Source organism: Ruegeria sp. HKCCD9138, assembly GCF_057220975.1.
In genome coordinates, this window is sequence record NZ_JBWVAZ010000009.1 from 91790 (window position 1) to 110421 (window position 18632).

Here is an 18632-nt window from a genome sequence, read left to right on the forward strand (position 1 = left end):
CACTGCCCGCGCGCCGGGCTGCTGAGCGAGGAATGACCATGGCCACGCAGAAGAACTTCAACGATCCGGTCGAAGCCTATGAAGGCCTCCTGGAACACCCCGAGACCGACCGTCAGAAGATCGCCGTTGCGATCGACACCGGGGTAAAAGCTGTCGGCCATGTGGTTATGTGGGCAAACGTCCTGCTGATTGCCGCGATCTTCTCTCAGGTGTCGCTACGGTATCTGCTCAGCCAGAATTATCCCAAACTGGACGAAATCCAGTGGCATTTCTACGGCATCGTCACGATGATCGGTATTTCCTATGCCCTGATCACCGACAGCCATGTACGCGTCGACGTTCTGCATATGCAACTGTCACGCCGGGCGCAGCGTGTGATCGAAGTGATCGGGATCCTGACCCTGCTGACCCCGTTCATCTATCTGATGATCGATCAGGGATATGACTATTTCTACGAAAGCTTCCGTGTCAATGAACGCTCGGACAGCCCCACCGGTCTGCCTGCGCGGTGGGCGTTCAAAGCTGTTATTCCGATCAGCTTTGTCTTGTTGGCACTGGCGGCACTGGCCCGATTGATCCATGACGGTCACGCGCTGATCTACGGTCCGGCTTCGGAACGCGAAGGTGCGTCGTTGCGGAGGATACTGCTGGTGCTGGCCGTATTTGCAGCGGTGTGTGTGGCGCTGACCTTCCTGGTCGAGACAACCGAAGAAAAATTGGTCATCGCGATGTTCCTGACCTTCATCGCGCTGCTGTTCACCGGCTATCCGGTGGCCTGGGTGCTGGCTGGAGTCGGCGTTGCCTATTGCGGCCTGGCCTACCTGTTCGACAACGACCTAATGCTGTGGACCGGGTTGGAGAGCACCTTTACCGGGCTGGACTATCTGACCCTTGGCGCTGTGGTGAACCGGGTCTATGCAACCATGTCCAACGCGGTTCTGGTAGCGCTGCCGATGTTCATCTTCATGGGCCTGATGCTGGACGAAAGCGGTGTGGCCGAGCGTCTGATGTCCTCCATGCAGCGGTTGTTTGGCACCGTGCGCGGCGGTTTGGCCATCACAGTAACGCTGATTGGCATCATTTTGGCGGCCTCGACCGGGATCATCGGAGCTTCTGTTGTATTGCTGGGTGTCCTGTCGCTGCCGTCGATGATGCAGCAAAAGTACCAGCCCACTTTGGCAGCGGGCGTTGTTTCGGCATCGGGCACGCTGGGCATTCTGATCCCGCCGTCGATCATGTTGGTGATCATGGCTGACCAGATGGCCCTGTCGGTCGGAGACCTGTTCATGGCGGCTGTCTTCCCAGGCGTGATCATCGGCGGCCTGTACCTGACCTACATCTTCATCCTTGCGCTGGTGAAACGCGACGCGGCCCCGGTGCCCGAGGGCGCAAAAGCCCCTGACTGGGCCGCCGTCAAGGACGTTCTGATCGCGGTCATCCCGACTCTGATCCTGATCCTTGCCGTTCTGGGTTCCATCTTTGCGGGTCTGACCACGCCAACCGAGGCTTCGGGCATCGGTGCTCTGGGCGCCACGCTGCTGGCGCTTGGGTATCGCAAGCTGAGCTTTGGAAAACTGTGGAACGTATTGGTGTCAACCTTCAACACCACCGCCTACATCTTTGCAATTTTCCTCGGCGCGACGGTGTTCTCTTACGTGCTGCGTGAGTTGGGCGGAGACGAATTGATCGAGCATGTGGTGCAGTCCACCGGTTTCGGTGCGAATGGCACGGTAATCTTCATCCTGTTCATCGTCTTCCTGCTGGGCTTTGTTCTGGATTGGATCGAGATCACGCTGATCGTACTGCCGCTGATGCGCCCCATCGTGAACGGGCTGGGAATCGATATCCCTGGCTTTGGCGTTCTGGATGAACCGGCGCTTGTATGGTTCGTGATCCTGGTCGCGGTGACACTGCAAACCAGCTTCCTGACACCGCCCGTTGGCTTCGCGCTTTTCTACCTGAAAGGTGTCTGCCCGCCCGAGATCAAGCTGACGCACATCTACAAGGGAATTATCCCTTTCGTTCTGCTGCAGTTGACAGGTCTGGCGCTGGTCTTCCTGTGGCCGACCCTTGCCACCTGGTTGCCCTCGGTCGCCTATTAAGGAGCCCTGAAAATGCGTTTGAGCCAGTGCCACAACTTCCACGATTTCCGGCGGCTGGCCAAGCGCCGGCTGCCGGGGCCCATCTTCAACTACATCGACGGTGGCGCCGATGATGAAGTCACTTATCGGGAAAACACCAACGCGTTTGACCGTTGCGACCTGCTGCCCTCTGTTCTGCGTGGAGTGTCCGACGTGGACATGTCAGTCACCGTCATGGGGCAAAAACTGGACATGCCGGTCTATTGCTCGCCTACAGCCTTGCAGCGTCTGTTCCACCATCAGGGTGAGCGCGCCGTAGCCGCGGCGGCTGAGAAATATGGAACCATGTTCGGCGTGTCTTCGCTGGGAACCGTGTCGCTGGAAGAACTGCGGCTAAAGCATAAGAACCCGCAGGTTTACCAGTTCTATTTCCACAAGGATCGGGGCCTGAACGCGGCCATGATGCAACGCGCGAAAGAGGCCGGCGTCGAGGTCATGATGCTGACGGTGGATAGCATCACCGGCGGCAATCGCGAGCGCGATCTGCGCACCGGCTTTTCCATCCCGTTTCGCCTAACGCTGGGCGGCATGATTCAGTTCGCGATCAAGCCGATGTGGGGGATCAACTATGTCACCCACGAGAAATTCCGCCTGCCTCAGCTTGAGGCCCACGTGGATATGGGCAGCGGTGCCAGCTCGATCGGGGGCTATTTCACGGACATGCTGGACCCGTCGATGAACTGGGATGATGTGGCCCAGATGGTTCGCGACTGGGACGGTCAGTTCTGCCTCAAGGGCATCATGACCGTCGAAGACGCCCGTCGCGCTGCCGAGATAGGTTGCACGGGCATCGTATTGTCGAACCATGGCGGGCGTCAGCTTGATGGTTCGCGCACGCCCTTCGACCAACTGGCCGAGATCGTTGACGCGGTCGGAGATCGGCTGGATGTAATGATGGACAGCGGTATTCAGCGCGGAACCCATGTTTTGAAGGCGCTCTCGTTAGGTGCCAAGGCGGTTGGTGTCGGACGACAGTACCTATATCCTTTGGCTGCCGCAGGGCAGGCGGGTGTTGAACGCGCCTTGGGCCTGATGCGCGCCGAGATTGAGCGGGACATGAAACTGATGGGAGTAAGCCGGATCGACCAGTTGTCGCGTGACTGCGTCCGTTTTCGTGATGGGACCCTTGCACCGATGTCACAGAGGAGCGCGGCATGACCAACGGCGCACTCATTAAGGAATTCCGCAGCATCGTCGGATCGCGCCACGTGCTGACAGGCGCGCGCGCCACCGAACGCTTTCGCCGTGGCTTCCGTTCGGGCGAGGGTGAAGCCCTGTGCGTTGTCCAGCCAGGCTCTCTGCTGGAGCAGTGGAAAGTGCTTCAGGCCTGTGTTGCCGCCGACAAGATCGTCATCATGCAGGCCGCCAATACGGGCCTGACCGAAGGATCCACGCCATCAGGCAGCTATGATCGTGAAGTTGTTCTGATCAACACGCGCCGGATGGACACACTGGTGCCGCTGAATGGCGGCGAGCAGGTCGTCAGTTTCCCGGGGGCCACACTGTTTGCCCTGGAAAAACTGCTGGATCCCATCGGTCGCGAGCCGCATTCGGTGATTGGTTCTTCCTGCATCGGTGCGTCCATCGTTGGCGGCGTCTGCAACAATTCCGGTGGTTCACTGGTCGAGCGGGGGCCAGTCTATACCGAACTGTCCGTTTACGCCCGAGTGAACGAAGTCGGGGCGCTTGAGCTGGTCAATCACCTTGGTATCGATCTGGGTGAGACACCCGATGAAATTCTGGCAAATCTGGACGCGGGCACCTTCGACCGGACCCCCGATCCGACCAACAAACGCGCCTCGGCCAGCGATTATGCACAGATCGTGCGTGATGTGGACGCAGCGACCCCCGCGCGGTTCAATGCTGACAGGGCGAAATTGTTTGAATCGGCCGGGTCGGCCGGAAAGCTTGCCGTTTTTGCGGTTCGGCTGGACACCTTCCCCAAAAACAGATCAGAGCAGGTCTTCTATATTGGTGCCAACAATCCAGACGACCTGGCTGATCTGAGACGGGTTATTCTATCCGAATTCAAATCTCTGCCGGTATCGGCCGAATACATGCAACGCGACGTATTCGACATTACCCGGACCTACGGCAAAGACACGGTCTGGATGATCGACAAGCTGGGCACTGACCGCCTGCCAATGTTCTTTGCGATGAAGGGCGCGGTGGACGCTCGTCTGCGTCGCATCCCTTTCCTGCGCAACTTCACCGACCGGTTCATGCAGATGGCAGTCAGCGTGTTGCCCGAAATTTTGCCCAAGCGAATGCTTGATTTCCGAGACAAGTTTGAACATCACCTGATCCTCAAGATGAAAGAAGACGGGATCGAGGAGGTTCGGAACTGGTTGCCCGGCTTTCTTGATGGGCACGATGCCGGTTTCTTTGAATGCACCCCTCGCGAAGCCAAGATCGCCGGCCTCCACCGCTTTGCCGCCGCCGGGGCTGCGGTGCGTTACATGGCAATTCATGCGGATGAGGTCGAGGACATCATTGCACTGGATGTTGCGCTGCGCCGCAATGATCGTGACTGGCTGGAAAAGTTGCCGCCCGAAATCGACGATCAGCTAGTGCACAAGCTCTATTATGGCCATTTCATGTGCCACGTGATGCATCAGGATTACGTGGTCAAAAAGGGCGCAGACCCAAAGGCGCTGAAAGCGGCAATGCTCAAATTGTTTGACGAGCGCGGTGCCGAATACCCTGCCGAACACAATGTTGGCCATCTGTACAAGGCCAAGCCCGATCTGGCCATGCACTACAAATGCTGCGATCCAACCAATTCATTCAATCCCGGGATCGGAAAAATGTCCAAGTCCCGGAATTATGAGACGAATCCCATCCGGTGACCAACGTGGTCATCGCATCGGCTGCACCTGCCGCTGCTGGTCGTTTTGGTGGTTCCATTTGCGTTACTCGGGTTGGTAGCGAGGTCAGATGGAAATCCAGTCGAGTGATGAGTTCGACGCGATACCTGCACATAGCAATTCTGCCCAGCCGACAGGCCGCAGTCTCTGCCGTGCTACCCCGCGAAACTGTAGGCGGTCTTGACCGTAGTAAAGAACTCGGCGGCATAACGCCCCTGTTCGCGCGACCCAAGTGATGAGCCTTTGCGCCCGCCGAACGGGACGTGATAATCGACCCCTGCGGTTGGAAGGTTGACCATTACCATACCTGCCTGACTTTGTTGTTTGAAAGCACGGGCGTATTTCAGGCTGGATGTGCAAATGCCTGAGGACAGACCGAATTCGGTATCGTTCGCGACCGACAGCGCCTCATCAAAGTCGGCAACTTTGATGACGCTGGCGCAAGGACCAAATATCTCCTCGCGGCTCGATTGCATATCGTTGGTTGCTTTCAGGAACAACGCCGGTGCCTGAAACCAGCCTTCGGTCTCAAGAGTCACACGCTCACCGCCGATAACGTCAGCGCCTTCAGCCGCCGCAATATCTATATAGTTCAAGTTGCTGGAAAGCTGGCGCTCGGAAGCGACCGGGCCGATTTGGGTGGCGGTATCCAAAGGGTTGCCAACTTTCAGCGCGCTCATCTTGGCGGTCAGTTGCTCGACGAAGGCATCGTGGATGCCATCCTGCACCACGATCCGGCTAGAGGCCGTGCAGCGCTGTCCGGTCGAAAAGAACGCGCCATTCAACACCGCGGGAACTGCGATATCCAGATCCGCGTCGTCCATGACCACCATGGGGTTTTTGCCGCCCATTTCGAGCTGGACCTTCTTCATACCTTGTGCCGCTGTCACCGCCAGGGCATGTCCCACCGGTGCCGAGCCGGGCGGTGCCTGGTCCCGAAACGAGCTGCGCAAGCAGGAAGCGGATCGTCTCTGGTTCGCCGGCGAGGCGCTGAGCGATGACGATTGGGCCACAGTTGCCGGTGCGCATAAGTCAGGTCTTGTTGTGGCCGAGGACATCCACGATACGCTATGAGCCGAGCAATCGATATCAGAAAATCAGGTCAGAGCGGGGCAATGAAGTGTCTGGCTCTGACCTGTTTTATTTTGTCAAAAAATCGGAATTCAGATGATCAGATTTGGCAGTGGAACGCTAAACTCAAAAGAAAAAACGTAAAAACAAGCAAGTAGGCGAAGTTTAAACGAATGCTTGCGTTACGTCTGCCTTCCGAATAAATTTGATCAAAAAGGAATCCGGATGCACGCAAACTCCTACTATGCAGCAACGGCCCGCGACACGAAGGGCTTTGCCAGGTTGGCAGAAAACCTGGATGTGGATGTCGCCATCGTTGGTGGTGGTTTCAGCGGCGTTGCGACTGCCGTTGAGCTTGCTGAACGTGGCAAGAAAGTTGCGTTGCTTGAGGCAAGGAAAATCGGTTGGGGCGCGACCGGGCGGAATGGCGGGCAGATTACGGGTAGCCTGTCAGGCGACATCGCCATGGCGCGCGAGTTCCGGCGTACCGTCGGCGATGAAGCGGACGACGTCGTCTGGCAAACACGCTGGCGGGGCCATGACATCATCAGGAGTCGGATCGAGAAATACGGTATCGAATGTGACCTGAATTTCGGCCACTTGCAGACCGCGATGAAGCCCGCCCACATGGAAGAGTTGAAGACGATCCATGAAGAGGCGCAAAACCGCGGGATGGGTGGCGAACTCGAACTGGTCGACGGCAAGGACATCCCGAATTATCTTGAGACCGAGATCTACTGCGGCGGGTTGCTAAACCGGCGCAATATGCACGTCCATTCCATGGACCTGTGCGTCGGCGAGGCGCGTGCGGCTGAATCACTGGGTGCAAAAGTGTTCGAGGACTCGCAGGTGACGAGGATTGAACACGGGCATCGTCCCACGCTGTTCACCAAACAAGGCCGGGTCACGGCTGACAGGGTTCTGATTGCAGGCAACGCCTATCACTTTCTCGAGCAGAAGAAACTTGCGGGCAAGCTGTTCCCGGCGTCGCTGGCCAACATGGCCACCGCTCAATTGGGAGAGGAAGTCGCGCGCAAGATCAATCCATACAATCTTGCCGTTTACGATTGCCGCTTTGTGCTGGACTACTATCGTTGTACAGCCGATCACCGCCTGATGTTTGGCGGCGGCACCAATTATTCGGGCCGTGACAGCAAGGATATCGGAGCCGAACTGCGCCCGGCGATGGAGCGGACCTTTCCGCGCCTTAAGGGCGTCGATATCGAATTCAGCTGGGCGGGGATCGACGGGATCGTCATCAACCGTATTCCGCAGGTCGGGAAGATCAGCGAAAACGTGTTCTACGTGCAGGGATATTCGGGCCACGGCATCGCGCTGACACATATTCTGGGCGAGATCATGGCCGAGGCAATTACCGGCGATATGGAGGATTATCTGGTGTACGAAAACGTCCGCCATATGAGGCTGCCATTTACCCGGTCGCTTGGCAGTCAGGCGATCGCGGTGGGAATGATGTACTACAAACTCAAGGAAAAACTGCGCTGACCCGCAGGGGAGACCTGAACAGTGTCTGATATCAAATGCGTATCTCCGATTAACGGCGAGGTGCACGTAACCCGCCTGGCCATGTCCAAGGACGAAGCTCTGGCGCGTATCGAACGTAGCAAGGCGGCTGGAAAGACCTGGGCTGCGCGGCCTTTGGCCGAACGCCGCGATCTGGTCATGAAGGCAATCCATCAGCTTGCCACGCACCGCGAGGAAGCCGCCGAAGAGGTCGCCATGATGATGGGTCGACCAAAGGCTCAGTTCTTCGAATTCAATGGTTGTATCGAGCGCGCGACGTATATGGCGGAGATTGCCGAAGAGGCGCTCAAACCCATTGTGACCGAAGACAGCGACAAATTTGAACGCCGGATCGAAAAGGAACCGGTGGGCGTTGTTTTTATCGTCGCGCCGTGGAACTACCCGTTTCTGACCACGATCAACTCGCTGGTGCCTGCGCTTATTGCCGGCAATACGGTGATCATGAAACATGCGGCCCAAACCCTTATAGCGGGCGAGCGGATCGTGAAGGCGTTTGATGAAGTCGGGTTCCCGGCAGACGTGTTGCAAAATGTCTTTTTCGATCATGGCACCACGTCGGAACTGATTGGCGAGGGGCATTTCGGTTTCGTCAACTTCACCGGCTCGGTCGGTGGCGGCCAGGCGATGGAGCGCGCGGCCGCAGGAACGTTTACCGGTGTCGGCACCGAACTGGGCGGCAAGGATCCGGCCTATGTGATGGAAGACGCCAACGTGGACGCCGCTGTTGCCACCCTGATGGATGGCGCGTTCTTCAACGCCGGGCAGTGCTGCTGCGGGATCGAACGGGTCTATGTCCACGAAAGCAAGTTCGATGAGTTCGTCGAAAAGGCCGTGGCCGAAGTGAACAAACTGAATCTGGGCAATCCGCTTGAAGACGGCACGACCGTTGGTCCGATGGCCAATGTCCGCTTTGCACAGGAAGTGCGTGACCAAATCAGTGAAGCTGTCGCCGATGGCGCAACCGCTCTGATCGATTCGGCAAACTTCCCGGCGGATGATGGCGGCGCCTATCTGGCACCGCAGATTTTGGTGAATGTGACCCACGACATGCGGGTGATGCGCGACGAGAGCTTCGGTCCGGTTGTCGGCATCATGAAAGTGTCGTCGGATGAAGAAGCCATTGCGTTGATGAACGACAGCGAGTTTGGCTTGACTGCCAGCCTTTGGACGCAGGATGCCGGGCGCGCCGCCGAGATCGGCGCCCAAATCGAAACGGGCACCGTTTTCATGAACCGGTGCGACTACCTGGATCCGGCCGTGTGCTGGACCGGCTGTAAGAATACGGGGCGGGGCACTACCTTGTCGGTGTTGGGCTACAACTCCCTGACCCGCCCGAAATCCTACCACTTGAAAAAAGCGCTGTGACGACAGCAACACGAGGACAAAATGAACCTTCAGAACCGAAATCTGGACGCCTATTGGATGCCGTTCACGGCAAACCGTCAATTCAAAGCAGCTCCGAAAATCCTGTCCGGCGCTAAGGGCATGCATTACACGACCGACGATGGGCGCGAGATCATCGACGGCACAGCCGGTTTGTGGTGCTGTAACGCGGGTCACGGTTATACCGAAGTTGCGGACGCCGTTCACCGCCAGTTGAGCGAGATGGATTATGCGCCGAGTTTCAATATCAGCCACGATCTTGCGTTCCAGTTCGCTGACCGCCTCAAAGCGTTGGCGCCCGATGGGTTCGATCATGTTTTCTACACAGGCTCGGGCTCGGAATCGGTGGACACGGCGCTCAAGATCGCGCTTGCCTATCACCGCGCGCGGGGTGAAGGATCGCGCACGCGTCTGATCGGGCGCGAGCGCGGATATCACGGTGTTGGCTTTGGCGGCATTTCGGTGGGCGGGATCGTCAACAACCGCCGCCATTTCGGCGGTATGCTGACCGGTGTCGACCACCTGCGGCATACGCACCTGCCGGAAAATGCCTTTGCCAAGGGGCAACCCGAACACGGTGTCGACCTGGCCGAGGATCTGGAGCGAATTGTCGCTCTGCACGGCGCGGAAACCATCGCGGCCTGCATCGTGGAACCGGTTGCCGGTTCGACCGGTGTGCTTGTGCCACCCAAGGGGTATCTGGAACGCCTGCGCGAGATTTGCACCAAACACGGGATTCTGTTGATTTTCGACGAAGTTATTACCGGTTTTGGCCGCTTGGGCGCTCCGTTCGCATCGCAGTATTTCGGGGTGACGCCAGACCTGTTCACCACCGCCAAGGGTCTGACCAACGGCGTGGTGCCCATGGGCGCGGTTTTTGCCCAGAAGCATGTGCATGATGCGTTCATGCAAGGCCCGGAAAACATGATCGAACTGTTCCACGGCTACACCTATTCCGGGCACCCGATTGCGTGTGCGGCCGGTCTGGCGGTTCTCGACATCTACGAAAAGGACGGGTTGTTGACCCGGGCCGCAGAACTGGACGCCAAGTGGCAGGACGCCGTTCATTCGCTGAAAGACGAACCAAACGTGATCGACATCCGCAACCTTGGACTAATCGGGGGAATCGAGCTTCCCTCGCGCGATGGGGCACCCGGCGCACGCGCTTACGACGTGTTCACCGAGTGTTTCGAAAAGGGGGCGTTGATCCGTGTGACCGGTGACATTATCGCCCTTTCGCCGCCGCTGATCATCTCGGACGCCCAGATAGACGAGTTGATCGAAATTGTCAGGGCTGCACTTCGCAAGATCCAATAAATCCCCAACTTGGCCCGGCGCATGGCCGGGCCGTTCTTTTTTGGAGTCTCCCATCAAATGAGCACAAAAACCATCACCCGAGTGGACCGTTCAGCACCGTTGATCGAAAGCGACATCGCGGCGGAAAAACTGATTTCCGGCAAGGCTGCGACATGCCTTTGGAACGCCTTTTCCGACACCACCGAACAATTCAATGTGGGGCAGTGGTCCAGTGAGCCTTGCAAACTGAATGTGAATTACAGCGAAAACGAGCTGTGTATTCTGGTCGAAGGAACCGCGACGATCGAAAACAAGGACGGCGAAATCTGGACCTTCTATCAAGGCGATGCCTTCGTTATTCCGGCGGGTTTCGTCGGGACCTGGGAATCCGTAACGCCGGTTGCAAGGTCTACGCGGCATTTGAAGCCGCCTGATCCCAAACGCAGCATGTAAAGTCGGAAATTTTCGGTGGCCGTCGCGCCGCCGGCTGGAGGTACGATGCGAACGGAAACCAAACCGCATATCGTGATCATCGGGGGCGGCGCAGGCGGGTTGAACCTTGCAACCCGCCTCAGCCGGTCATTGGCGCGTCGTGGCCAGGCTGAAGTGACTCTGGTGGACGAAAACCTGACGCACATGTGGAAACCATCGCTGCACGAGTTTGCCGCGGGCACCAAAGGTAACGAGGATGAAATCAGTTTCCTCGAACACTCCAACCGCAATGGGTACAATTTCCGGCTGGGGCGACTGAGCGCCCTGAATCTGGAGGCAAAAACCGTTCTTTTGGATCCGGTTCGGGACAGTGCGCAGAAACTGCTGGCACCGCAACGAACGCTGCATTTCGACTATCTGGTAATGGCTATCGGCAGCCGGTCCAATGATTTCGGCTGCAAGGGTGTGGCTGAGAATTGCATGTTTCTCGACACGCCGAAACAGGCCAAAAAGATGCAGGCCGAGCTGCTGAACCTGTGCCTGCGACTGGAGACCGGGGCGTTGGGTGATGCCGTATCCAAACTGAACATCTGTATCATCGGCGGCGGTGCGACCGGGGTCGAACTTGCGGCCGAACTCCGAGAAGCCACGGAGCAGTTTGCCCGAAATGGAATTGACAAACTGCGCGATCCATCGTCAGTCAACATCACGCTGATCGAGGCGGCGGATCGTCTGGTTGCGGCCCTGCCCGAAACAGTGTCGGAAAAGGTCGCCAGGAAACTCGGCGGCATCGACATAGACCTGCGACTGTCCTCCATGGTCGAAGAAGCAGTGGCGGATGGGGTCAGGCTGAAGGGTGGCGGTTTTGTCCCGGCCGAGCTGATGATCTGGGCGGCTGGGATCAAGGCGCCTGCAATTCTCGACGACCTGCGTGCGTTCGAGATCGGGTCGTTGGGTCGGATTCGCACCCGACCGACATTACAAACCGTGAACCACGATTCCGTTTTCGCCATAGGTGATTGTGCTGAATGCCTGTGGCCTGAGAAGGGAACCTCCTTGCCGCCGCGTGCTCAGGTGGCCGCACAGCAGGCTGAGTTCATGGAGGAGCAATTGCGCCGCCTGATTCAGGGAAAGCCATTGGAGGATTTCCAGTATGTCGATCGTGGCTCGCTGGTTGCGATCAGCAACTATTCGGCTGTGGGCTCACTGATGGGCAAGGCGCTTGGAACGATGACAATAGAAGGGTGGATGGCCCGCCGCGCCTACCGCTATCTGCATTACGCTCATGAATCGGCTGTTCAGGGAAGCTGGCGCGCCGCGCTTCGGAGCCTGTTGAGCCAGGCCATGAAAAGGGTACAGCCGCAGCTCAAGCTTCACTGAGTGGCGGTCGGATCGAACCGGACTTCGACAATCCTCTGTGTCGGTTCCTGCCATGACAGTTGCAGCTGCAATTCGCGCTCCAGCTTTCGGCGCATTGCATGCCGCACGCTGTCCGTTTCAGTGATGGCCATGACGAACGAACCTGCGCCGCCCGCGACGAATGTCGCGTAATAGGCGCCAAGTTCCCTGTCGCTGCTCAGGATCGCGAGACCATTGATGGTGATGCCCTGATCAATCGCGTATTGCCGCGGCAGCAAGGGGTGCACACCGGAATTGTTTCGGGCGTCTCCCGATATGTCGATTTTGCGAAGTAGCCCAGTATATGCGTTTTCGTTCAGCAATTCGGTTGCGCGCTGGATGGCTTCGCCAATAGCCGTGGCGCGGCCGCCACCTTTCCGCTCGATCCGTTCGACCTGGTCCGCGACATAGAGCGCATCGGCGGCAGTGCGCAGGTGAAACCAGGGCAGAACGGGGCGATTGAGATGGCCATAGCTCCACTCCATGACGGTTATCGCAAGGCCGTCTGGCATGGCAGCGATGGCCGCCTGCACATGCGGGCCGCGCAGTGCGTCGGCCACGCCCAGAAGTTGCAGGGCAAATTCCTGATCGGAAACGCTGACCGACGTGTCGATGGCAATGACCAGCTCGATGTCGACAGGCACTTGCGCCTGCGCACCGCTGACAAAAAACGACAGCAGCAGCGCGGCCACCGCCTTTGTCAGAGCGCGTATCATTCGTCCTCCGCCGAGGGTGGTCCCGGATTCGTTGCCTCCATTGTCGGGCGGGCCGAAAACCAGTCGAACCACTGTGCCAAGGGCGGGAACCGCTTCAGCATTTCAGCGCCTTCCAGCGTCATCACGAAATACCCAAGGAACGGGCCCAGATACAAATCGGCGAGCGTCACTGATTTTTGGTTCAGGATCAGGCCCTCGTTCACAATCGCCTGCAACGCCCCAAGCGCGCGCTCTGCCCCCCGCAAACCGTCGGCAATCGCGGCTTCGTCCGGTTGCTCTCCTTCCAGCGGCGAGAACAGTCGTTCTGTCACGACCTTGGCGATGATCGGCCCGACCGCGTAGTCGTCCATCAAAGACATGACTTGCGTCATTCGCGCCGCCGCCCGATTGTCTTTGGGTATCAATGAATTACCATCAAATGTCTGGTCAAGGTAGCGCGTGATCGCCTGCGCTTCGTACAGGACAAAATCATCGTGAACCAGCGTCGGAATCCGGCCGAACGGGTGCATTGCCAGATAGCTTTCGGGCAATGGCGGGTCGAACGGATCCATTTCTATAAAATCATAGGGCAGAGCGCGCTCGTGAAGTGCCAGCCGGGCGATCCACACATAGACCGAGTCTTCGGTTCCATAGAGCGCAAGTCGCCCCTTGTTCGGTACCTGAACCATTACGCAGGCGCCTTCTGTTTCAACAGATAATCCCGTACCAGATCGGCCAGAACCGAGCGATTGTCCTCGATCGCCATGTTGCGTTGGCCCTGATCCACGTCTTCGTCCCGCAGTACGCTGCCGCGGCGGTTCTCCAACAGGGCGCTTGCATAAGGCTTGCCGAACTCAGGGTGCCCTTGGACCGTGATGGCAAAGCCGGGATACCACAACGCGCCCTGTTCGCAGAAATCGGTCGAAGCAATCGTCACTGCGCCTTCGGGTTTTTCTTCGACCTGATCCTGATGATAGGCCTGAATTGCGATTTTTTCGGGCGCTTCACCCAGGTTCGAAGGCCAGTCGTCGGTTGTGGGGTACTCGTGCACGCCAAGTCCCCAACCCTTTTCGGATTTTCGCACGACGCCGCCCAGGGCTTGCGCGATGATTTGATGCCCAAAGCAGATTCCGAACATCAACCTGCCGTCATCGCGTGCGTCGCGAATGAACTGTTCGAGCGGCGGAATCCAGGCATGATCTTCGTAGGCGCCGAATTTCGATCCTGTAATCACCCACAGATCGGCGTCTTCGGGTCCGCTCGGGAATACTTCGTCCAGGACTGGAAAGGTCGAAAACTCGGCGTCGAGCCCTTTCAGCCATTGGCGCACCATGCCCGGGTAATCTCCGTAGGCAGCGGCGAGTTCCTCGGGCGGGCGACCTGTCTCAAGGATGCCCACACGGATTTTCTGGTTGCTCATCATGCTCTCCAGTCCTGAAACCCGTACCACGCGTAGACAAGCGGCAGTAGTGCGCGCCGCCAGCGCCCAAGCTCAAACTTGCGCATGGGTAGGGCCATAACATGCGGGGTATTTACCCCCTTATTCAAAATCTGGGCCGCGATCATCGCGCCGGCATAACTGCCCAACGCGACGCCGTTGCCGTGATAGCAAAGCGCCGCCCATGCCCGGTCAAGGCCGGGGATCGGTCCGGCATAGGGTGTCCGATTTCTGGCCAGACTCAAAAGGCCAGACCAGTAGTGGGCGGTTTCGACGTGTTGCCATGCCGGGAATATCCGGTCGAAATCGGCGCGCGCGCGCGCTTTGGTTTCGGCCTCGCTTTGCGCTGTGGTTCGAGACGCCGCGCGCAGGCCGAAAAGCATTCTGTTGTCCGGAAGCAGTCGAAAGTAATGTACAAGGTGGCGGCTGTCGAAACACATCTGACGGCTGGTCCATCCCTGTGCATTGAGCTCATCCTCGGTCATCGGTCGGGTGGTGATGATTCCCGATTGTACAGGCAGATACCGCCCGCGCAGCCATGACGGCAGGTTTTCTGAACTATAACCGTTTGTTGCCACCACGATGTTCTTTGCGCGAAGTTCGCCCTGCGGTGTCTTCAGCAGATGGCGACCATCGTCTGCACGCGTCATCTCGGTCACGGCGCTGTTGCCGAAGATGCGAACGCCTTCGTTTGCAGTCACGCGCGCCAATCCGGCGGCATATTTCAACGGGTTCAGGGCAAAGCCAATGGGCGTGGTCAACGCGCCAAAAAATTCCGCACTGTTCAGGCCGTTTTCGGCTAATGCCTCCTGCGGCAGAAACTCGGGCTCGGCACCATAGATCTCGCGATACTCGGCGATCTCTTCTCGCATTTCATCGGCGGAGCGTTGTGAATGCGCCAGTTGAGTTTCGCCGTGGGAATGGGTATCCGCGTCGATTCCATGTGCGTCCAGCCTGTCACGCACGAACCCCACGGCGTCGCGTTCCGCTCGCAGGTATTCAAGTGCGTTTTCTCGTCCCACATGCCGAGACAAATCACTTAGCCCCGTTTTGGAGCCGCCGATGCAGCAGAATCCGCCATTGCGGCCTGAGGCACCCCAGCCCGGTTGCTGGGCTTCCAATACTACGACGTCCTGACCGCCGCGCACCAGTTCCAGCGCCGCATTTAGCCCGGTGAAGCCTGCGCCGATGACGGCGGTGTCGCAGCTTGCCGCGCCGGCCAGTGCCGGATAGTCCGGGCATTCGAGTGTTGTTGACCAGAAACTGTCTGCGATCGGGGTCGGGCCATAGGCCATGTCTTCGAACAATCGCATGGTCAGATCCTACTGAGATAATATTTGTACTCTGCCGGAGTAATCGGATCCAGGATCGCGGAGATCTCGTCCCGTTTCACGATTGCATAAAGGCTCCGGTAGTCACCGAAGATCTCCTCGGCGATCGGCGCAGAAGCGAAACGATCCACGGCCGAGTGCCAATCGTGATCCAACGGTTTGGCCGGCTGACAGGCGGGGTCGTCCAGTGGCAGTTGTAAGGCCGGTGCGTTTTCCAGCCCGTGCATCATTCCGCCAAGTATGGCGGCCAGAGCCAGATACGGGTTGGTGTCGGCACCGCTGATCCGGTGTTCCAGCCGTGCCGCCGGGCCCTTGGTCTCGGGCAAACGTACCGAGGCCGCGCGGTTGTCCAGCCCCCAATCCGGTGTCGCGGGGGCAAAACTGTTCGGCCTGAAGCGCCGATAAGAGTTGCCATGAGGTGCGAAGATCGCCTGCAGATCGCGCATGGTGTCCAGAACGCCCGACACCGCGTTTTGAAGGGTCTGTGCAATTTCCTCCCCGTCCGCGGGGGCGAAAACGTTGTTACCGTCCTTGTCGATCACCGAGGCGTGCACATGCATGCCGCTGCCGGGGCGATCCAGATAGGGTTTGGCCATGAACGTGGCCTCGTACCCGTGGCTGGCGACAACCCCGCGGACCAGACGACGGAACATGAGCGCGGTTTCGGCCGCTGCCAGCACGTCGTCGGTGTGGTGAAAGTTGATCTCGAATTGCCCGGGGCCATATTCGGCGATCAGAGTATCGGTCGCCAAACCTTGCGCGGCACTCGCGGACAGGATGTCGTTCAGGATGACTTCGCGCCGCGCGAGAAGCTCCATGTCGTAATTCTGGGCGTCCGGACTGAAGGCGGGAGGCTGGGGGGCCTCGCTGCGCTCGCCCCGTGCCCGGACGATGTAGAATTCCAGCTCGGTCGCAACGACCGGCCGCCAGCCCTTTTCGCTGAACCTGTTCCACACTGCGCGCAGCATCTCGCGTGGGGATTGCGGACTGATAACACCCTGCATGTCGGTCATTTCGACCAGAACCTGCGCCACGTTGCCCGGTAGCCATGGGACAGGGTGCAGAGTTCCTTCGATCGGCATCAGAATACCGTCGGGGTCGCCCACTTCGATGCCAAGACCGGTGTTTTCGACCTCGTTTCCCATGATGGCGGGCGCGTAGGTGGACAGGGGCAGACGAACTGCCCCCTTTTCCAGTTTTTCGACACCATCGCCGGGCAGCCACTTGCCGCGCAGGACCGCATTGATATCGCAAAGCAGCAACTCGATCCTGTCCGGAATGCCGTGGAGCCGGCAATAGTCGTCGTATTCTCTGGCAAAACTCATGCCATTTGCTCCGCCATCTGTTCTTCTCTCTGACGTTTTTTGACGGCGCTTTTGCTTAACAGCGAAGCGCTGATTGTGCCGATAGTGACCAGTCCGATCAGAATTGTTGACAGCGCATTGATCTCGGGGCTGACGCCCAATCGGACCGAGCTGAAGATCTTGATCGGCAGGGTGGTGGACGACGGGCCTGCCACGAAGGATGCGATGACCAGATCGTCAAGCGACAAGGTCAATGCCAACAGCCAACCCGAAATCACGGCTGGCGCGATGATCGGAAGCGTTACCGACTTGAACGCATCGAACGGCGTGCAGCCCAGGTCCAGAGCGGCCTCTTCGACCGAGCGGTCAAAGCTGACCAGACGTGAGCTGACCACCACCGAAACGTAACACATCGAAAACGTCGTGTGCGCCAGAACGATGGTCAGGATGCCGCGGTCCAAACCGATCGAGATGAACAGCAACAACAAGGACAGGCCCGTGATTACTTCGGGCATCACGAGTGGCGCGTAGATCATTCCGGAAAACAGTGTGCGGCCGAAAAACCGGCCTCCGCGCACCAGAACGTAAGCAGCCATCGTTCCCAGAACCGTTGCTGCGATGGACGAGGCGAACGCAACCTTCAGAGTCACGACCGCAGCATCAAGAAACGCCTCGTTCTTGACCAGTTCGCCATACCATTTGGTCGAGAAACCGCCCCAAACCGTCACAAGCCGGGATTCGTTGAAGCTGTAGATGATCAGGATGATCATCGGCAGATAGAGAAACGCGAACCCAAGCGTGAGCGAGGTTGCGTTGAACCAGGTTAAACGCCTCATCTCTCGGCCTCCATCATCTTCTGTTCATTGCGTTGATAAAGAACGATGGGGATGATCAGGATCATCAGCAGAACGATCGCCACCGCACTTGCAACAGGCCAGTCGCGGTTCGAGAAGAACTCTTCGAACAGGACCTTGCCGATCATGAGCGTTCCGGACCCGCCCAGCAGCGACGGTATGACGAATTCACCCAACGCGGGAATGAATACGAGGAAGCATCCCGCGATGATACCGGATTTAGACAGCGGAACAGTGATCAGCCAAAATGCCGATATGCGCGAGCACCCAAGGTCTTCACCGGCCTCTAGCAGCGATCCGTCCAACTTCTCCAGCGTCGAATAAATCGGCAGGATCATGAATGGGCAATAGGTGTAGACGATACCGATATAGACGGCCCAGTTGGTGTTGAGGATTGTCAGCGGTTCACCGATGATCCCCAGCCACATGAGAAACTGATTCAGCAGACCTTCCTGGCTGAGAATTCCCATCCATGAATAGACACGGATCAGAAAGCTGGTCCAGAACGGCAGGATTACCAGCATCATCAGGGTCGGGCGCCATTCGTCTGGGGCATTTGCCATTCCGTAAGCAATGGGAAATCCGACCAACAGGCACAGGAACGTCGACAAAATCGCGATCCGAAGACTGGACAGGTAGCTTTTCCAGTACAGGTCGTCGGTCGTCAGAAAGACGTAGTTTTCCAGATCGAGCTGCGAGAAGAACTCTTTTATCGAGCTCCAGCCGCCCGCCAGATCCAATGTTGGAGTGTAGGGTGGGATCGCAAGGGCCGTGTCGGACAGCGAGATCTTGAGAACGATCCCGAACGGGATCAGGAACAGGATCAGCAGCCACATGTATGGCACGGCTATGAGAAAGAAACGCCTATAGTTCATGA

Annotated in this window: 16 protein-coding genes and 1 pseudogene; 9 read left to right on the plus strand and 8 right to left on the minus strand. The window is 58.1% G+C overall.

The window, feature by feature from the left end:
• Nucleotides 1-32 precede the first annotated feature (32 nt).
• Genes AC2TEL_RS15550 through dld form a run of 3 tightly spaced genes read left to right on the plus strand, consistent with a single transcriptional unit; the run spans nt 33 to nt 4990 of the window.
• The gene (locus AC2TEL_RS15550) at nt 33-2102 is read left to right on the plus strand and encodes a TRAP transporter large permease subunit (protein WP_480905127.1); all 2070 of its coding nucleotides are present in this window, start codon (nt 33-35) and stop codon (nt 2100-2102) included.
• A gap of 12 nt (nt 2103-2114) precedes the next feature.
• Nucleotides 2115-3299: an alpha-hydroxy acid oxidase gene (locus AC2TEL_RS15555; protein WP_480905129.1), complete on the plus strand. Its 1185-nt coding sequence runs from the start codon at nt 2115-2117 to the stop codon at nt 3297-3299.
• Nucleotides 3296-4990, plus strand: coding sequence for a D-lactate dehydrogenase (dld, locus tag AC2TEL_RS15560; protein ID WP_480905132.1), 1695 nt, complete (start codon nt 3296-3298; stop codon nt 4988-4990). The genes AC2TEL_RS15555 and dld overlap by 4 nt, the downstream gene beginning before the upstream one ends.
• Before the next feature lie 173 nt (nt 4991-5163).
• Here the strand turns inward: dld and AC2TEL_RS15565 are convergent.
• Nucleotides 5164-5928, minus strand: a pseudogene (locus AC2TEL_RS15565) (aldehyde dehydrogenase family protein); the annotation flags it as partial.
• Here AC2TEL_RS15565 and AC2TEL_RS15570 point away from each other — a divergent pair.
• The 6 genes from AC2TEL_RS15570 to AC2TEL_RS15595 all read left to right on the plus strand — a co-directional run bounded on the left by AC2TEL_RS15570 (nt 5831) and on the right by AC2TEL_RS15595 (nt 12115).
• Complete coding sequence (locus AC2TEL_RS15570; RefSeq protein WP_480861933.1) at nt 5831-6082, plus strand: hypothetical protein; 252 nt, start codon at nt 5831-5833, stop codon at nt 6080-6082. The pseudogene AC2TEL_RS15565 and the gene AC2TEL_RS15570 overlap by 98 nt on opposite strands.
• A 222-nt stretch (nt 6083-6304) precedes the next feature.
• The gene (locus AC2TEL_RS15575; protein ID WP_480905134.1) at nt 6305-7585 is read left to right on the plus strand and encodes an FAD-dependent oxidoreductase; all 1281 of its coding nucleotides are present in this window, start codon (nt 6305-6307) and stop codon (nt 7583-7585) included.
• A 21-nt stretch (nt 7586-7606) separates the two neighbouring features.
• On the plus strand, nt 7607-8989 hold the full coding sequence (locus AC2TEL_RS15580; RefSeq protein ID WP_480905137.1) for an aldehyde dehydrogenase family protein: 1383 nt from the start codon (nt 7607-7609) through the stop codon (nt 8987-8989).
• A 21-nt stretch (nt 8990-9010) separates the two neighbouring features.
• Nucleotides 9011-10324, plus strand: coding sequence for an omega-aminotransferase AptA (gene aptA, locus AC2TEL_RS15585; protein WP_480905139.1), 1314 nt, complete (start codon nt 9011-9013; stop codon nt 10322-10324).
• 57 nt (nt 10325-10381) lie between these two features.
• Nucleotides 10382-10756 carry a cupin domain-containing protein gene (locus AC2TEL_RS15590; RefSeq protein WP_480905142.1) on the plus strand — a complete coding sequence of 125 codons (375 nt, stop codon included), beginning with the start codon at nt 10382-10384 and terminating at the stop codon, nt 10754-10756.
• 45 nt (nt 10757-10801) lie between these two features.
• Complete coding sequence (locus tag AC2TEL_RS15595; RefSeq protein ID WP_480905144.1) at nt 10802-12115, plus strand: NAD(P)/FAD-dependent oxidoreductase; 1314 nt, start codon at nt 10802-10804, stop codon at nt 12113-12115.
• Here AC2TEL_RS15595 and AC2TEL_RS15600 read toward each other — a convergent pair.
• From AC2TEL_RS15600 to AC2TEL_RS15630, 7 genes are read right to left on the minus strand one after another with little or no spacing between them, the layout of a single operon-like run.
• Nucleotides 12109-12849 carry a DUF1194 domain-containing protein gene (locus AC2TEL_RS15600; protein WP_480905147.1) on the minus strand — a complete coding sequence of 247 codons (741 nt, stop codon included), beginning with the start codon at nt 12847-12849 and terminating at the stop codon, nt 12109-12111. The two genes, AC2TEL_RS15595 and AC2TEL_RS15600, sit on opposite strands and share 7 nt — an antisense overlap.
• Nucleotides 12846-13517, minus strand: coding sequence for a glutathione S-transferase family protein (locus AC2TEL_RS15605; RefSeq protein ID WP_480905150.1), 672 nt, complete (start codon nt 13515-13517; stop codon nt 12846-12848). The genes AC2TEL_RS15600 and AC2TEL_RS15605 overlap by 4 nt, the downstream gene beginning before the upstream one ends.
• Nucleotides 13517-14248: a type 1 glutamine amidotransferase gene (locus AC2TEL_RS15610; protein WP_480905152.1), complete on the minus strand. Its 732-nt coding sequence runs from the start codon at nt 14246-14248 to the stop codon at nt 13517-13519. Before AC2TEL_RS15610 ends, AC2TEL_RS15605 begins: the two co-directional genes overlap by 1 nt.
• A complete protein-coding gene (locus tag AC2TEL_RS15615) occupies nt 14248-15579 on the minus strand; it encodes an NAD(P)/FAD-dependent oxidoreductase (protein WP_480905155.1) in 1332 nt (443 codons plus the stop codon). The genes AC2TEL_RS15610 and AC2TEL_RS15615 overlap by 1 nt, the downstream gene beginning before the upstream one ends.
• 2 nt (nt 15580-15581) lie before the next feature.
• Nucleotides 15582-16922: a glutamine synthetase family protein gene (locus AC2TEL_RS15620; RefSeq protein WP_480841567.1), complete on the minus strand. Its 1341-nt coding sequence runs from the start codon at nt 16920-16922 to the stop codon at nt 15582-15584.
• Nucleotides 16919-17737, minus strand: coding sequence for an ABC transporter permease (locus AC2TEL_RS15625; RefSeq protein WP_480841569.1), 819 nt, complete (start codon nt 17735-17737; stop codon nt 16919-16921). The genes AC2TEL_RS15620 and AC2TEL_RS15625 overlap by 4 nt, the downstream gene beginning before the upstream one ends.
• Entirely contained in the window at nt 17734-18630 is an 897-nt protein-coding gene (locus AC2TEL_RS15630) for an ABC transporter permease subunit (RefSeq protein WP_480841571.1), read from the minus strand. The genes AC2TEL_RS15625 and AC2TEL_RS15630 overlap by 4 nt, the downstream gene beginning before the upstream one ends.
• Between the last annotated feature and the right edge of the window lie 2 nt (nt 18631-18632).

What these genes read in the sequence shown, in the direction of transcription:
- AC2TEL_RS15550 (WP_480905127.1), top strand. Translation starts at nt 33, where the DNA reads ATGACCATGGCCACGCAGAAGAACTTCAACGATCCGGTCGAAGCCTAT.
- AC2TEL_RS15555 (WP_480905129.1), top strand. Translation starts at nt 2,115, where the DNA reads ATGCGTTTGAGCCAGTGCCACAACTTCCACGATTTCCGGCGGCTGGCC.
- dld (WP_480905132.1), top strand. Translation starts at nt 3,296, where the DNA reads ATGACCAACGGCGCACTCATTAAGGAATTCCGCAGCATCGTCGGATCG.
- AC2TEL_RS15570 (WP_480861933.1), top strand. Translation starts at nt 5,831, where the DNA reads ATGACCACCATGGGGTTTTTGCCGCCCATTTCGAGCTGGACCTTCTTC.
- AC2TEL_RS15575 (WP_480905134.1), top strand. Translation starts at nt 6,305, where the DNA reads ATGCACGCAAACTCCTACTATGCAGCAACGGCCCGCGACACGAAGGGC.
- aptA (WP_480905139.1), top strand. Translation starts at nt 9,011, where the DNA reads ATGAACCTTCAGAACCGAAATCTGGACGCCTATTGGATGCCGTTCACG.
- AC2TEL_RS15590 (WP_480905142.1), top strand. Translation starts at nt 10,382, where the DNA reads ATGAGCACAAAAACCATCACCCGAGTGGACCGTTCAGCACCGTTGATC.
- AC2TEL_RS15595 (WP_480905144.1), top strand. Translation starts at nt 10,802, where the DNA reads ATGCGAACGGAAACCAAACCGCATATCGTGATCATCGGGGGCGGCGCA.
- AC2TEL_RS15600 (WP_480905147.1), bottom strand. Translation starts at nt 12,849, where the DNA reads ATGATACGCGCTCTGACAAAGGCGGTGGCCGCGCTGCTGCTGTCGTTT.
- AC2TEL_RS15605 (WP_480905150.1), bottom strand. Translation starts at nt 13,517, where the DNA reads ATGGTTCAGGTACCGAACAAGGGGCGACTTGCGCTCTATGGAACCGAA.
- AC2TEL_RS15610 (WP_480905152.1), bottom strand. Translation starts at nt 14,248, where the DNA reads ATGAGCAACCAGAAAATCCGTGTGGGCATCCTTGAGACAGGTCGCCCG.
- AC2TEL_RS15615 (WP_480905155.1), bottom strand. Translation starts at nt 15,579, where the DNA reads ATGCGATTGTTCGAAGACATGGCCTATGGCCCGACCCCGATCGCAGAC.
- AC2TEL_RS15620 (WP_480841567.1), bottom strand. Translation starts at nt 16,922, where the DNA reads ATGAGTTTTGCCAGAGAATACGACGACTATTGCCGGCTCCACGGCATT.
- AC2TEL_RS15625 (WP_480841569.1), bottom strand. Translation starts at nt 17,737, where the DNA reads ATGAGGCGTTTAACCTGGTTCAACGCAACCTCGCTCACGCTTGGGTTC.
- AC2TEL_RS15630 (WP_480841571.1), bottom strand. Translation starts at nt 18,630, where the DNA reads ATGAACTATAGGCGTTTCTTTCTCATAGCCGTGCCATACATGTGGCTG.